11 protein-coding genes are annotated in these 14,606 nt (G+C 63.1%); 6 read left to right on the top strand and 5 right to left on the bottom strand.

Annotation, left to right across the window (positions count from 1 at the left end; translation table 11 throughout):
* Positions 1-20 precede the first annotated feature (20 nt).
* Positions 21-650 carry a LysE family translocator gene (locus LAD35_RS17515; RefSeq protein WP_377779695.1) on the bottom strand — a complete coding sequence of 210 codons (630 nt, stop codon included), beginning with the start codon at positions 648-650 and terminating at the stop codon, positions 21-23.
* A 96-nt stretch (positions 651-746) separates the two neighbouring features.
* Between LAD35_RS17515 and LAD35_RS17510 the strand changes: the two genes are divergently transcribed.
* On the top strand, positions 747-1,673 hold the full coding sequence (locus tag LAD35_RS17510; protein ID WP_224150236.1) for a LysR family transcriptional regulator: 927 nt from the start codon (positions 747-749) through the stop codon (positions 1,671-1,673).
* A 176-nt stretch (positions 1,674-1,849) separates the two neighbouring features.
* On the opposite strand, the gene pcaF is transcribed toward LAD35_RS17510, so the two are convergent.
* Genes pcaF through LAD35_RS17490 form a run of 4 tightly spaced genes read right to left on the bottom strand, consistent with a single transcriptional unit; the run spans position 1,850 to position 4,700 of the window.
* Positions 1,850-3,052, bottom strand: coding sequence for a 3-oxoadipyl-CoA thiolase (gene pcaF, locus LAD35_RS17505; RefSeq protein ID WP_224150235.1), 1,203 nt, complete (start codon positions 3,050-3,052; stop codon positions 1,850-1,852).
* A 40-nt stretch (positions 3,053-3,092) separates the two neighbouring features.
* Entirely contained in the window at positions 3,093-3,734 is a 642-nt protein-coding gene (locus LAD35_RS17500; protein WP_184706993.1) for a 3-oxoacid CoA-transferase subunit B, read from the bottom strand.
* Positions 3,735-3,760: 26 nt separating this feature from the next.
* A complete protein-coding gene (locus LAD35_RS17495; RefSeq protein ID WP_224150234.1) occupies positions 3,761-4,462 on the bottom strand; it encodes a 3-oxoacid CoA-transferase subunit A in 702 nt (233 codons plus the stop codon).
* A gap of 13 nt (positions 4,463-4,475) precedes the next feature.
* Positions 4,476-4,700 carry a hypothetical protein gene (locus LAD35_RS17490; RefSeq protein WP_224150233.1) on the bottom strand — a complete coding sequence of 75 codons (225 nt, stop codon included), beginning with the start codon at positions 4,698-4,700 and terminating at the stop codon, positions 4,476-4,478.
* Positions 4,701-4,748: 48 nt separating this feature from the next.
* On the opposite strand from LAD35_RS17490, the gene LAD35_RS17485 reads away from it, so the two are divergent.
* From LAD35_RS17485 to LAD35_RS17465, 5 genes are all read left to right on the top strand, one after another.
* Positions 4,749-5,573, top strand: a complete 825-nt coding sequence (locus LAD35_RS17485) for an IclR family transcriptional regulator domain-containing protein (RefSeq protein WP_224150232.1) — start codon at positions 4,749-4,751, stop codon at positions 5,571-5,573.
* Between the two features lie 291 nt (positions 5,574-5,864).
* Positions 5,865-7,997, top strand: coding sequence for a TonB-dependent receptor (locus LAD35_RS17480; protein ID WP_224150231.1), 2,133 nt, complete (start codon positions 5,865-5,867; stop codon positions 7,995-7,997).
* A 14-nt stretch (positions 7,998-8,011) separates the two neighbouring features.
* The gene (locus LAD35_RS17475) at positions 8,012-8,743 is read left to right on the top strand and encodes a PepSY-associated TM helix domain-containing protein (RefSeq protein WP_224150230.1); all 732 of its coding nucleotides are present in this window, start codon (positions 8,012-8,014) and stop codon (positions 8,741-8,743) included.
* Between the two features lie 116 nt (positions 8,744-8,859).
* A complete protein-coding gene (locus tag LAD35_RS17470; RefSeq protein ID WP_224150229.1) occupies positions 8,860-9,561 on the top strand; it encodes a transposase in 702 nt (233 codons plus the stop codon).
* Between the two features lie 179 nt (positions 9,562-9,740).
* Complete coding sequence (locus LAD35_RS17465) at positions 9,741-14,522, top strand: glutamate synthase-related protein (protein WP_224150228.1); 4,782 nt, start codon at positions 9,741-9,743, stop codon at positions 14,520-14,522.
* Positions 14,523-14,606: the final 84 nt, after the last annotated feature.

Here is a 14,606-nt window from a genome sequence, read left to right as displayed (position 1 = left end):
AAGCTCTTTTTACTGATGTATCAGCGCGCCAAGGCCAGTGCGATGCCCATGGCCATCAAGACGGCACCAATGCCCCGGTTGAGCCATTGCGCCTTCTGCAGCACGCGATTGCGGATCGCCGGTGTGGCCAGCACACAGGCCACCGCCGTGAACCACGCGCCATGCGCGACAGAGATGAACAGGCCGTAGCCCACCAGCACCCATGACGGCGCGCCCGGTTGAACCACCTGCGAGAAGACGCTCACCACAAACAAGGTGGTCTTGGGGTTCAGCGCATTGGTGAAAAAGCCGGTGCGCACTGCTGCCCAGGGCCCCATGGTACTGGTCTGCGCCGGGCTGTGGTTGCCTTCAGGCCCATCCACCGCTGCGGGCAGAGCAGGGCTGTGCAAAGTCTGCCAGCCCACCCAAACCAGGTAGGCTGCGCCGACCAGCTTGAAGGCCGTAAACCACGCGGGCGAATGCTGCAGCAGCCAAGCCACGCCCAGCATGCTGTAGCACACATGCACCTGCACCCCCAGGGCAATGCCCCAGGCCACCAGCATGCCGATGCGCTTGCCATACAGCAGGCTACAGCGCGTCACCATCGCAAAATCGGGCCCGGGGCTGATGACTGCCAAAATAGTGATGCTGATCACTGCGAGCCATTCCATATACATTCCTTCAATTCAATGATGAGGCGCATTGTGAAAGAGGTATAAAAGAAAGAATATCGATTTATTCTCTGCAAGAAAGATGAGAAAAATTCAATGAATTCGGAGCGCCTTCCACCGTTGAAAAGCCTGCAGGCCTTTGAGGCAGTGGCGCGCACGGGGTCTGTGGTGCGGGCGGCAGACGCCTTGCACGTGACGCAAGGTGCCGTCAGCAAGCAGTTGCGGCAATTGGAAGAGGCGTTGGGCGTGGCCTTGTTCGAGCGGCGCAACCGGGGCGTACACCTCACCGCTGCTGGCCAGCAACTGCACCAGGCCTGCACGCAGGCGCTGCAGACCCTGGCACAGGCTGTGGATGCCGTGCGCGCGCCTGTAGCCACGCGTCCGCTGGTGCTGTCGTGCGAGCCAACCTTGGCCATGCACTGGCTCATTCCCCGTCTGCCGCAATTGCAGGCGGCGTGCGCTGGCGTGCAATTGCACCTGGTGGCGGGCGGTGGTGCGGTGGATTTTGGGCGGGATGGCATCGACCTCGCCCTGCGCCGCAACGATTTTGCGCTGCAGCCGCATTGGCAGGTGCATGCCGTTGCGCCGGAATACATGGGGCCGGTGGCCCAGCCAGCGCTTGCACAACATTGGTTATTGCCTGATTCGGCGGGTGCAAAGCCTTCTGCCGCACGCGTGGCCCTCCATTCCGCCACGCGCCCGCAGGCATGGGCCAACTGGTGGGCTGGCAGCCCGGCGGGCAACCGCCCGGCAGACCTGCCGCAACGCATGGTGCTGGAGCATTTCTATCTGTGCCTGCAGGCCGCCATCAGCGGTTTGGGTGTGGCCTTGGCGTCGGTGTACATGGCCGATGCCGCCGTGCAGGCAGGTAGCCTGGTGGCCCCGCTGGGCTGGCGCGCAGATGGCTCCGGCTATGTGCTGATCCATGCGCGCGGGCTGGAAGATGCGCGTACCGCGCAGGTACATGCCTGGCTGCAGCAGGCGATGGCGCAGACACTGGGGCAGAACGGGCTTGCGCCGTAAACGAATTGGGGGTTTCACTGCCACGTGCCATCCCAAGCATGTAGATTGCTATATATTTGGTAGCATTTGGCGCTTGATGGTAGGGCTCTGGAATTTCTTTTTGTTGAATTATCGTAATGAAAAAACGGCCTTTCGGCCGTCTTCAGGGAGGTGCTGGTGTGCGCCGGGAAAGGTTTTCAGACCTTTTCCAGAATCACCGCAATACCCTGGCCCACGCCAATGCACATGGTGCACAGCGCGTAGCGGCCGCCCAGCGTGTGCAGCTGGTTGACTGCCGTGGTCGCCAGGCGCGCGCCCGATGCGCCCAGCGGGTGGCCCAGGGCAATCGCGCCGCCCCACTGGTTGACGCGCTTGTCGTCATCGGCCAGGCCCAGATCGCGCAGCACGGCCAGGCCTTGCGCGGCAAAGGCTTCGTTCAGTTCGATCACGTCCATCTGGTCCAGGGTCAGGCCCGTGAGCTGCAGCACCTTGCGCACTGCAGGTGCCGGGCCAAAACCCATGATGCGCGGCGCCACGCCGGCAGTGGCCATGCCCACCACGCGCGCCTTGGGGGTCAGTCCGTATTGTTTGGCGGCTTCGGCGTTGGCCAGCAGCAGGGCGCAGGCGCCGTCGTTCACACCCGATGCATTGCCCGCTGTTACCGTGCCGCCCTCGCGCACCACGCCTTTGAGCTTGGCGAGCGCTTCGATTGTGGTGGCGCGGGGGTGCTCGTCCTGGCTCACAACGATGGGGTCGCCCTTCTTCTGCGGGAGGACGACGTTCACGATTTCCTGGGCCAGGTAGCCTGCGGCAATGGCGGCGGCGGCTTTTTGCTGCGATGTAAGCGCCATGCGGTCTTGCGCTTCGCGTTCGATCTTGAAGTCATCCGCGACGTTCTCTGCCGTCTCGGGCATGGAGTCCACGCCGTACTGCGCCTTCATCTGCTTGTTGATGAAGCGCCAGCCGATGGTGGTGTCATACACCGCATTGCTGCGGCTGAAGGCGGACTCCGCCTTGGGCATCACAAACGGTGCGCGGCTCATCGATTCGACACCGCCTGCAATCATCAGGCGCGCTTCGCCCGCCTTGATGGCGCGGGCTGCAGTGCCGATGGCGTCCAGCCCCGAGCCGCAGAGGCGGTTGATGGTGGCGCCGGGCACATCCACGGGCAGGCCGGCCAGCAGGCTCGACATGTGGGCCACGTTGCGGTTGTCTTCACCTGCCTGGTTGGCGCAGCCGTAGATCACGTCGGTCACGGCCTTCCAATCCACACCGGGGTTGCGCTCCATCAGCGCCTTGATGGGCGCTGCGCCCAGGTCATCGGTGCGCACGCCGGAGAGCGCGCCGCCGTAGCGGCCAAAAGGGGTGCGGATGGCATCGCAGATAAATGCGTCGGTCATGGTGGTCTCCTGAATGGGTGTCAATGAAAAGGAAGGGTGGTTAGATCAGGCGCAGGCCGATCATCTCTTCCAGCGCGGGCTTGTCCAGCCCGGCCACGGTGTCGATGAGCTTGAGGCCCTGGGGCGTGACTTCGATCGTTGCCACATCGGTGTAGATGCGCTTGACGCAGCCGATGCCGGTGAGCGGGTAGCTGCATTGCTTGACGATCTTGCTCTCGCCCTTCTTGGTGAGCAGATCCATCATCACCCAGGTCTGCTTGGCACCAATGGCCAGATCCATCGCGCCGCCCACGGCGGGAATGGCGCCGGGCTCGCCGGTGCTCCAGTTGGCCAGGTCGCCGTTTTCGGCCACCTGGAAAGCGCCGAGCACGCAGATGTCGAGGTGGCCGCCGCGCATCATCGCAAAGCTGTCGGCATGGTGAAAGTAGCAGCCACCCGCCAGCAGCGTCACGGGCTGCTTGCCGGCATTGGTCAGGTCGTAGTCTTCCTCGCCAGCCGCCGGGGCGGGCCCCATGCCGAGGATGCCGTTTTCCGACTGCAGAATCACTTCGCGGTCTTTGGGAATGTGGTTGGCAACCGCGGTCGGCTGCCCGATGCCGAGGTTGACGTAGGCGCCGTCATGGATGTCCTGCGCCACACGTGCGGCCAGCTCATCCTTGGTGCGTTTTTGGTAGCTGCTCATGGTGTTATCTCCTGCGCTGCGGCCGATCAGGCAGCCTGTTTGATGCCGACGGCCTGCGTGGCCACGCGGTCGATCTTGATCACCTGGTTGACATAGATGCCGGGGGTGACGACGGCTTCCGGGTCCAGCGTGCCCAGCTCCACAATCTCGTGCACGGTGGCCACGGTGTACTTGGCCGCTGCCGCCATCACCGGGCCGAAATTGCGCGCCGATTTGCGGTAGGTGAGATTGCCCCAACGGTCGCCTTGTTCGGCCTTGATGAGGGCCACATCGCCGTAGATGGGGTATTCGAGCACGTAGTGCCTGCCATTGATCTCGCGCGTTTCCTTGCCTGCTGCCAGCTCGGTGCCGTAGGCCGTAGGGCAGAAAAAGGCGCCAATGCCGGCACCTGCTGCGCGCATGCGCTCGGCCAGATTGCCCTGGGGCACGACTTCCAGTTCGATCTTGCCGCTGCGGTACAGCCCGTCAAACACATAGCTGTCCACCTGGCGCGGAAAGCTGCAGATGATCTTGCGCACAGCGCCCGTCTTGAGCAGGGCTGCCAGGCCCGTGTCGCCATTGCCCGCGTTGTTGTTCACCACGGTCAGCTCGCGCGCGCCCTGGGCGATCAGCCCGTCGATCAGTACCGAGGGAATGCCGGCTGTGCCAAAACCGCCGATCAGCACCGTCGAGCCGTCCTGGACCTTGCTGAGCGATTCGGCCACCGAGTCCGAAATCTTGTTGATCATCCGCTGTCTCCTGTCAGTAGAAACCCGTGCTGCCATCCGGTTCGGCAGCGCATGGCCCCATGTGACCACAGAAGTGCATCAGGCACGATGGCGACGCTGGTGCCTGGGTGACTTTTGCAGCCTTGGGGATTGACCAAAATGTTCGTATATAGAACAATAGTTCGATAAAAGAATTATAGACTTTCGGTTCAACTGCCACCGACGCCTTGGTGACTGACTTTTGCAGTTTTGCAGCCATGGCTGCGCTCCACCTTGCTGCCATGTTGCGCTTGCCGCAGAGATCGCTATGAAAGACGACGACCAGACCCTCCGCCCCAGTGACAGCTACGTGCAATCCTTTGCGCGCGGGCTGGAAGTGATCCGCAGCTTTGGTGCTGCCGCGCCGCGCCAGACGCTCACGGAGGTGGCGGACGCCACGGGCCTGACCCGCGCGGGCGCACGCCGCATCCTGCTGACGCTGCACACCCTGGGCTACGTGCGCATGGAAGGCCGGGCATTCGAGCTGACGCCGAAAATTCTCGATCTCGGCTTTGCCTACCTGACATCCATGCCGATGTGGCACAGCGCCCAGCCGGTGATGGACGCGCTGGTGGAGCAGGTGCATGAATCCTGCTCCATCGCGGTGCTGGACGGGCAGGACGTGGTGTACGTGATGCGCGTGCATACCCACAAGATCATGAGCACCAACCTGGGCATCGGCTCGCGCCTGCCTGCGTTCTGGACGTCGCTGGGACGCGTGCTGCTGGCCGAACTGCCCGCGCACGAGCTGCAGCATTTGCTTGAAACACGCGACCGCAGCCAGTTCACCCGCTTGACGGTGCAGGACGACGATGCGCTGCTGGCACAGATTGGCCAGGTACGCGTGCAGGGCTGGTGCCTGCTGAACCAGGAGCTGGAGGAGGGCCTGACCTCGGTCGCAGCCCCCATCCGCAATGCAGCAGGCAAGGTGGTTGCTGCGATGAACATCAGCGGCCAGGCCAACCGCACCACGCCCGAGATCATGCGCCAGGAGTTGCTGCCACAGCTGCTTCAGGCGGCTGGGCGCGTGTCGGCGCTGCTGGGCTACCGGGCTGGATCCGGTGCGACGCGGGCGGGAGCGGTGCGGCGCTGATTGTGCTGGGCGGTGGTTTTGAATGAAAAACGCCCGCTGGCGCTCTACAGGAGCGCACTAGATATTCAAAAATAATAGCGATAAGAGTGCAAACGGTGATTGAGTCTACGTGCCAGAGCCATGCCGCGCCGGGCTTGCCATGGTTGTGTTTATACAAATTCATCAGCTCTTCACAAATGGGAATCATTTCTCATTAATATGTGCGGGCTTTCTCGGTAGTAGCAAGACAAGCCGGGCTTCCCGCCCCCTGCAGCCAGACCAGATTCGTGCCAACCCATAACAGGAATCGAAATGGCTCACCCCCTCAAACCCTGGGCTGCAACAGCTGCGGCCCTGTTTTCCACTTGCGTGCAGGCACAGTCGGCACCTGCTGCACCTGCTTCATCCACCGCACCTGCTGCCGAAACCACGCTCGAAGAGGTGCGCGTGCAGGGCAGTGCAGAAGCCGAAGCGCGCTACGACGCAGTCACCGCCACCAGCGCCACCAAGATCGAAGCGCCTTTGCGTGATATTCCGCAGACCGTGAACGTGGTGCCACAGACCCTGATGCGCGACCAGGCGGCGCAATCCATGCAGGATGTGCTCAAGGCCGTGCCCGGCATTGGCATGTCGCACGGCGACGGGCAGCGCGACCAGGTCACCATCCGGGGCTTTTCGGCGATTGCGGACCAGTTTGTCGATGGGATGCGCGATGACGCGCTGTACTTTCGGGATCTGTCGAACATCGAGCAGGTGGAAGTGCTCAAGGGCCCGGCATCGGTGCTGTATGGGCGCGGATCATCGGGCGGGCTCATCAACCGCATCACCAAAAAGCCGGGCGCCAACCTGAACGAAGTGGGCTTGACCCTGGGCAGCTGGAAGCAGCGCCGGGGGGAGTTCGACATTGCGCGCGCCCCTGCGGACAGCGTGGTGTCCTACCGCCTGACGGGCGCACTGGAGCGCGCCGACAGCTACCGTGATCCGCAGTTTCTCGATCGCAAGGCGCTGGCAGGCTCGGTGCTGTTCAAATTCAGCGCCGACACGAATCTGCTGCTGCAGGCCGATTACCTCAAGGACAGCCGCATCACCGACTTTGGCGTGCCCGCCTACCAGGGCCGGCCCGTGAACGTATCGCCAGGCACCTACTATGGCGCAGCCAATGCGCGGCAGGCAGATGTGAGTACCAGCGAGGTCAGCTCGTTCTCCGCCACCTTCAACCACCGGTTCAACGACAGCCTGAGCCTGCGCAATGCGCTGCGCTACTACGACTATTCGCTGGACCGCAGCAACACGCTGGTCGGCTCGGTGAACGAGGCGGCGCAAACCGCAACACTGACCCGGGGCCATGTGGAGCGGGGCGAGCACGGCTTTTTCAACCAGACGGAACTCACGCAGAAGCTGCAGCTGGCGGGCATGCAGCACCAGATGCTGTACGGGCTGGAGCTGGGGCGGCAGAAGAAGGCGCTGCTCAACATCAGCCAGGCGGTGCCGGGCACCATCGACCTGTTCAAGCCGGTGCTGCCCGTGGTGCCGCCGCAGTTGACGGCAGCACCTGGCGCCAACAACAACAGCGTGTTCAATGTGGCCAGCGCCTATGTGCAAGACCTGGTGAGCCTGGCGCCGCAGTGGAAGCTGCTGGCGGGCGTGCGGTACGACCGCTTCCGCCAGGAGACCGACGACCTGCTGCCAGCCAACACCGATCTGGCGCGCACCGATGTGGCCTGGAGCCCGCGGCTGGGTGTGGTGTACCAGCCCAGCGCCGCGCTGTCGTACTACGCCTCGTACAGCAAATCGTTCCAGCCGTCTGGTGAGACCTTTGCGCTGGCAGCTACCAATGCCCAGTTGGCGCCCGAGATGACCACCAGCAAGGAGGTGGGCGTGAAGTGGGATGTGCTGGAAGGCAAGGCAACGGCGACTGCGGCGCTGTTCCAGGTGGAGCGCACCAATATCAAAAGCGTGGATGCGGTGACGAACAAGGTGGTTCCGCTGGGCGTGCAACGCACCAACGGGCTGGAGCTGAGTCTGGCGGGCAACCTGCCCTATGGCTTGCAGATCTGGTCGGGTTACGCCTATCTGCTGGGGGAAATGACCTCGTCGCCTGCCAAGGATGCGGGCCAGCCCGTGGAAGGCAAGCGGCCCACGCTCACGCCCCGGCACAGCGCCAACATCTGGCTGACCAAGGCGCTGGGCAACGGCTTTGGCATTGGCGGCGGCGTGAACTATGTGGGTGCGCGCTTTGCCAACCCGGGCAATACCGTCACCTTGCCGGGCTACACCACGGTGGACGCCATGGGGTACTACCGCATGAACGGTGTGGATCTGCAGTTGAAGCTGAACAATATCTTTGATCGCCGCTACATCGTGGCAGGCCACGGCTCCAGCCCCAACCTCAACCTGCCCGGCGCGCCGCGCTCGGTGCAACTGGTCGCTCGTTACCGTTTCTGAACCATCTGCGCTCCATGACTCCCCCCGCAAGCGGCCAACCGCAGCACAGCGCGCGACTTGGTTTTCAGCAAGCTCCAGCGCCATCTGGCAAGCGCCCGCAGCCAGCGGGCGGCCATCTCTTTGTGCCGCGGCGCTGGCACCGCCCAGCGGTACTGAAATGGTTGCGGCGCACCCACGCATGGCTGGGGGTGTGGGGCGCAGTGATGGGCCTGCTGTTTGGACTGACCGGCTTTTTCCTGAACCACCGCGCCACCATGAAGGTGCCGGGAACCAGCTACGCCAAAACCCAATGGCAGCTGGAGCTGCCGTCTCCACCGCCCGCCACGGTCGATGAACTGGCGGCGTACCTGAAGCAATCGATGGCCCTCAACCGCGAGCCGCACCGCAAGAAGGTGGAGCCCGCAGGTCCCGCGCCCTGGCCCGGGGCTACGCAGCCAGAGCATTGGCAAATCGCGTTCAACACGCCGCGCGCCGTGGTCAATGCAGAGTACTGGGTGGGCAACCGCTCCGTCAGCGTGGAGCGCACCGATCCGAATTTTCTGGGCAAGCTGGTTCGGTTGCACACCGGCGCGGGCGCCAGCGTGGCCTGGATTTTGCTCACCGACACCCTGGCGGGCGCGCTGATCGCCTTGTCGCTCACTGGCTTTCTGCTGTGGACCAAGCTGCACGGCCCGCGTCTGCTGGCACTGGGGCTGGCGGGCACCTGCCTTGCACTGCTGCTGGTGCTGGGCATCACCAGCTGGTAGCTGCTGGCTGGTTGGAGGCGCGAAGCGGCGCGGCGGGTTGTTTTTGCATCCGCTGGGCGCAGGCACGGATAATCTCCATGCCAGATCCCGCATCGACCACGCATTGATTGACCCCCATGGCCCGCCTTCCCCGTCTCACCATTCCCAACCTGCCACATCATGTGCTGCACCGGGGCAACAACCGGCAAACGGTGTTTGTGGACGCGGACGATTACCAGACTTTTGTCGAGCTGCTGCAGCAACTGGCGCAGACGCATCTGGTCGCGGTGCATGCCTTTGTGCTGATGCCCGATCATTTCCAACTGCTGGTTACTCCGCAGACCGAGCAAGGCCTGCCGCAGTTGATGCAGGCGCTGGGCCGGGCCTATGTGCGCTACTTCAACGCACGGCATGTGCGCACCGGCACTTTGTGGGAAGGGCGCTATCGCTCCACCGTGGTGGAGCCAGCGGCACCGTTGCTGCAATGCATCATCTACATTGACGCCTGTGCCCAGCGGGCAGGGCAGGCGGTGCAGGCTGCAGATTACCCTTGGTCCAGCTGCGCGCACCATTTAGGTGCAAAAAACATCCCGTGGTTGCGCGACCCCGCTGCCTTCTGGGCCTTGGGCAATACCCCGTTTGCGCGCGAGGCGGAATACGCGCGCTTGCTGGCGCAAGGCTTGTCGCAACGGGAATCCAAGGCTCTGGAGGCGGCCGTCAATGGCGGCTGGGCACTGGGGGGCGACGCTTTTGTGCAGCAGCTCCAGTCCACGACCGAGCGGCGTTTGCACAAAAAGAGTGCGGGGCGACCACGCCTGCAGCCGGTCAAGGCCGAATAAATTCATGAAATCCATATAAATCAACATCTTTTTTATTGAATTTAATATGACCCTAATTTAATTATTGAAAATTCAATGTCAAATAAATAGGTATCTGACCCTGAATAAAGTTCTTGCTCGGGTATTAGCTGCTGCTCTACATTGGCCTTCCCGCGATAGATTATTTGAAGGATTGCGCCATGGTGGCATCTGCACGCGAGCACATGCAAGCTCAGGGTCTGTACGACCCGACAATGGAACACGACGCCTGCGGCGTTGGCTTTGTGGCACACATCAAGGGCCACAAGAGCCATGCCATCGTGACCCAGGCCCTCAAGATTCTCGAAAACCTCGACCACCGCGGCGCAGTCGGTGCAGACAAGCTGATGGGCGACGGCGCGGGCATTCTGATCCAGTTGCCGGATGCGCTCTACCGTGATGAAATGGCCGCCCAGGGCGTGACCCTGCCGCCTTTTGGCGAATATGGCGTGGGTATGGTATTCCTGCCCAAGGAACATGCCTCGCGCCTGGCCTGCGAAGAAGAGCTGGAGCGCGCGATCAAGGCCGAAGGCCAGGTGCTGCTGGGCTGGCGCGATGTGCCGGTCAACCGCGACATGCCGATGTCGCCCACGGTGCGCGAGAAAGAGCCGATCATCCGCCAGGTGTTCATTGGCCGTGGCGCCGATGTGATCGTGCAGGACGCGCTGGAGCGCAAGCTGTACGTGATCCGCAAGACGGCCAGCGCCGCCATCCAGAACCTGCAGCTCAAGTACAGCAAAGAGTACTACGTGCCCAGCATGAGCAGCCGCACCGTCATCTACAAGGGCCTGCTGCTGGCCGACCAGGTGGGCACCTACTTCCGCGACCTGGAAGACGAGCGTTGTGTATCGGCGCTGGGTCTGGTACACCAGCGCTTCTCCACCAACACCTTCCCCGAGTGGCCGCTGGCCCACCCTTACCGCTATGTGGCGCACAACGGTGAAATCAACACCGTCAAGGGCAACTACAACTGGATGCGCGCCCGTGAAGGCGTGATGAGCTCGCCCGTGCTGGGCAACGATCTGCAAAAGCTCTACCCGATCAGCTTTGCGCACCAGTCCGACACCGCCACCTTCGACAACTGCCTGGAACTGCTGACCATGGCAGGTTACCCGCTGGCACAGGCGGTGATGATGATGATTCCCGAGCCCTGGGAGCAGCACACCACCATGGACGAGCGCCGCCGCGCGTTCTACGAGTACCACGCCTCGATGATCGAGCCTTGGGACGGCCCGGCCTCCATCGTGTTCACCGACGGCCGCCAGATCGGCGCCACGCTGGACCGCAATGGCCTGCGCCCCGCGCGCTACTGCGTGACCGACGACGATTTCGTGATCATGGGTTCCGAATCGGGCGTGCTGCCCGTGCCAGAGCACAAGATCGTCAAGAAGTGGCGCCTGCAGCCGGGCAAGATGTTTTTGATTGACTTGGATCAAGGCCGTCTGATTGACGACGAGGAAGTCAAGTCGTCGCTGACGAACGCCAAGCCCTACATGCGCTGGATCGAAGACCTGCGCATCCGCCTGGATGATGTGGAAACTCCCGTGGCAGGCGAGTCGCAGATCGACCAGCAGGCCCAGGCCTCGCAGGAGTTCGGCGCCATTGCCGACGAGCAGGATTCGCCCGAGCTGCTGGATCTGCAGCAGGCCTTTGGCTACACGCAGGAAGACATCAAGTTCCTGATGAGCCCCATGGCTGCCAACGGCGAAGAGGGCATCGGCTCCATGGGCAACGACAGCCCGCTGGCCGTGCTGTCTGACAAGAACAAGCCGCTCTACAACTACTTCCGCCAGATGTTCGCGCAGGTGACCAACCCGCCGATCGACCCGATCCGTGAAGCGATCGTGATGAGCCTGGTGTCCTTCATCGGCCCCAAGCCCAACCTGCTGGACATCAACCAGGTCAACCCGCCGCTGCGCCTGGAAGTGACGCAGCCGGTGCTCGATTTTGCCGACATGGTCAAGCTGCGCAACATCCGCGAGCACACGGCCGGCAAGTTCAATTCGGCGGTGCTCGACATCACCTATCCGCTCGAGTGGGGCAGCGAAGGCGTGGAAGCGCGCCTGGCCTCGCTGTGCGCGCAGGCTGTGGACGCCATCAAGACTGGCCACAACATCCTGATCATCAGCGACAAGGGAGTCAGCAAGAACCGCGTGGCCATCCAGGCACTGCTGGCGCTCTCGGCTATTCACCAGCACCTGATCCGCGAAGGCCTGCGCACTGCGTGCGGCCTGGTGGTGGAGACCGGCACCGCCCGCGAAGTGCACCACTTCGGCGTGCTGGCCGGCTACGGTGCCGAAGCCGTGCACCCCTACCTGGCGCTGGAGACCATCACCTCGATCCACAAGCACCTGCCCGGTGACCTGTCGGCAGACAAGGCGATCTACAACTACATCAAGGCCATCGGCAAGGGCTTGTCCAAGATCATGTCCAAGATGGGCGTGTCCACCTACATGTCCTACTGCGGTGCGCAGCTGTTCGAGGCCGTCGGCATCAACAGCGAGACCATCGACAAGTACTTCACCGGCACCTCCAGCCGCGTGGAAGGCCTGGGCGTGTTCGAGATCGGCGAAGAGGCCATCCGCCGCCACAAGGCTGCGTTTGGCGATGACCCGGTGCTGGCCACCATGCTGGATACCGGCGGCGAATACGCCTGGCGCGCCCGTGGCGAAGAGCACATGTGGAGCCCCGATGCGATTGCCAAGCTGCAGCACTCGGCGCGCTCGAACAGCTTCAACACCTACAAGGAATACGCGCAGCTCATCAACGATCAGAGCAAGCGCCACATGACCTTGCGCGGCCTGTTCGAGTTCAAGATCGATCCGGCCCGGGCCATTCCGGTCGAGCAGGTCGAGTCGGCGGCCGAGATCGTCAAGCGCTTTGCCACCGGCGCCATGTCGCTGGGCTCGATCAGCACCGAAGCCCATGTGACCCTGGCAGTGGCGATGAACCGCATCGGCGGCAAGAGCAACACCGGCGAAGGCGGCGAAGACCCCGCACGCTACCGCAATGAGCTCAAGGGCATCCCGATCAAGAAGGGCGAGAGCCTGGCATCGGTCATCGGCAAGGATCAGATCGAGTCCGACTACGTCCTGCAGGAAGGCGACAGCCTGCGCTCCAAGATCAAGCAGGTGGCATCGGGCCGCTTTGGTGTGACGGCGGAGTACCTGGCGTCGGCTGACCAGATCCAGATCAAGATGGCCCAGGGCGCCAAGCCCGGTGAAGGCGGCCAGCTGCCTGGCGGCAAGGTGTCCGAATACATCGGCAAGCAGCGCTACTCGGTGCCCGGCGTGGGCCTGATCTCGCCACCGCCGCACCATGACATCTATTCGATCGAAGACCTGGCACAGCTCATTCACGACCTCAAGAACGTCGCCACGCATTCGTCGATCAGCGTCAAGCTGGTGTCCGAAGTCGGCGTGGGCACGATTGCCGCAGGCGTGGCCAAGTGCAAGGCCGATCACGTGGTGATTGCCGGCCACGATGGCGGCACGGGCGCATCGCCCTGGTCCTCCATCAAGCATGCGGGCTCGCCATGGGAAATCGGCCTGGCCGAAACCCAGCAGACCCTGGTGCTCAACGGCCTGCGCAGCCGCATCCGCGTGCAGGCCGACGGCCAGATGAAGACCGGCCGCGACGTGGTGATCGGTGCGTTGCTGGGTGCCGATGAGTTCGGCTTTGCCACGGCGCCGCTGGTGGTGGAAGGCTGCATCATGATGCGCAAGTGCCACCTCAACACCTGCCCGGTGGGCGTTGCCACGCAAGACCCCGAGCTGCGCAAGAAATTCAGCGGCAAGCCCGAGCACGTGGTGAACTTCTTCTTCTTCATTGCAGAAGAAGCGCGCCAGATCATGGCCCAGCTGGGCATCGCCAGGTTCGACGACCTGATCGGCCGCGCCGACCTGCTCGACATGAAGGCTGGTATCACCCACTGGAAGGCCAAGGGTCTGGATTTCAGCCGCCTGCTGGCGCGTGCCGAGGTGGGTGCCGATGTGCCGCTGTTCCACACGCAAGAGCAGGAACACGGCCTGGAAAAAGCCTTCGACAACATCCTGATCGAGAAATCGCGCCCCGCCATCGACAAGGGCGAGCGCGTGAAGATTCTGGAGACCGTGCGCAACGTCAACCGTACCGTGGGCGCCATGCTCTCGGGCGCGGTCACCAAGGTGCACCCCGAAGGCCTGCCGGACGACACCATCCACATCCGCGTGGAAGGCACAGGCGGGCAGTCGTTTGGCGCGTTCCTCTGCAACGGCATCACCCTGTACCTGATTGGCGATGCCAACGACTACACCGGCAAGGGCCTGTCCGGCGGCCGTGTGGTGGTGCGCCCCAGCCTCGATTTCCGTGGCGATGCGCACCAGAACATCATCGTCGGCAACACCGTGATGTACGGCGCAACCACGGGCGAAGCCTTCTTCAGCGGCGTGGCCGGTGAGCGCTTTGCCGTGCGCCTGTCGGGTGCAACGGCGGTGGTGGAAGGCACGGGCGACCATGGCTGCGAATACATGACCGGCGGCACCGTGCTGGTGCTGGGCAAGACCGGCCGCAACTTTGCGGCGGGCATGAGTGGTGGCGTGGCCTACGTCTATGACGAAGACGGCCAGTTTGCCAGCCGCTGCAACACCGCGATGGTGGCGCTGGACAAGGTGCTGCCGCAGGCGGAGCAGGAGGCCTCCATCGACAAGGCCGTCTGGCACCATGGACAGACCGACGAAGCCCAGCTCAAGCAACTGCTGGCCGACCACCTGCGCTGGACGGGCAGCAAGCGCGCCCGCGAACTGCTCGACCACTGGGAGGCTTCGCGCGCCAAGTTCGTCAAGGTCTTCCCGACCGAGTACAAGCGCGCTTTGGGCGAGATGTATGCCAAGGCAGAAGCCAAGGCGCAGCTGACCAAGGCCAAGACCTCCGCCAAGAAGAGTGCAGACGCAGCGGCAAAGTGATGCATAACGGCTGCGCTGTACCAATGGCGCGGCCGCTGACGTCCACCACCCTTTTCAAAAGACCTAATAGACCACGATTGCCGC

The organism is Comamonas odontotermitis (genome assembly GCF_020080045.1).
In the GTDB taxonomy this organism is placed as follows: Bacteria; Pseudomonadota; Gammaproteobacteria; order Burkholderiales; family Burkholderiaceae_C; genus Comamonas; species Comamonas odontotermitis.
This window is presented reverse-complemented; position numbering and strand designations above follow the sequence as displayed.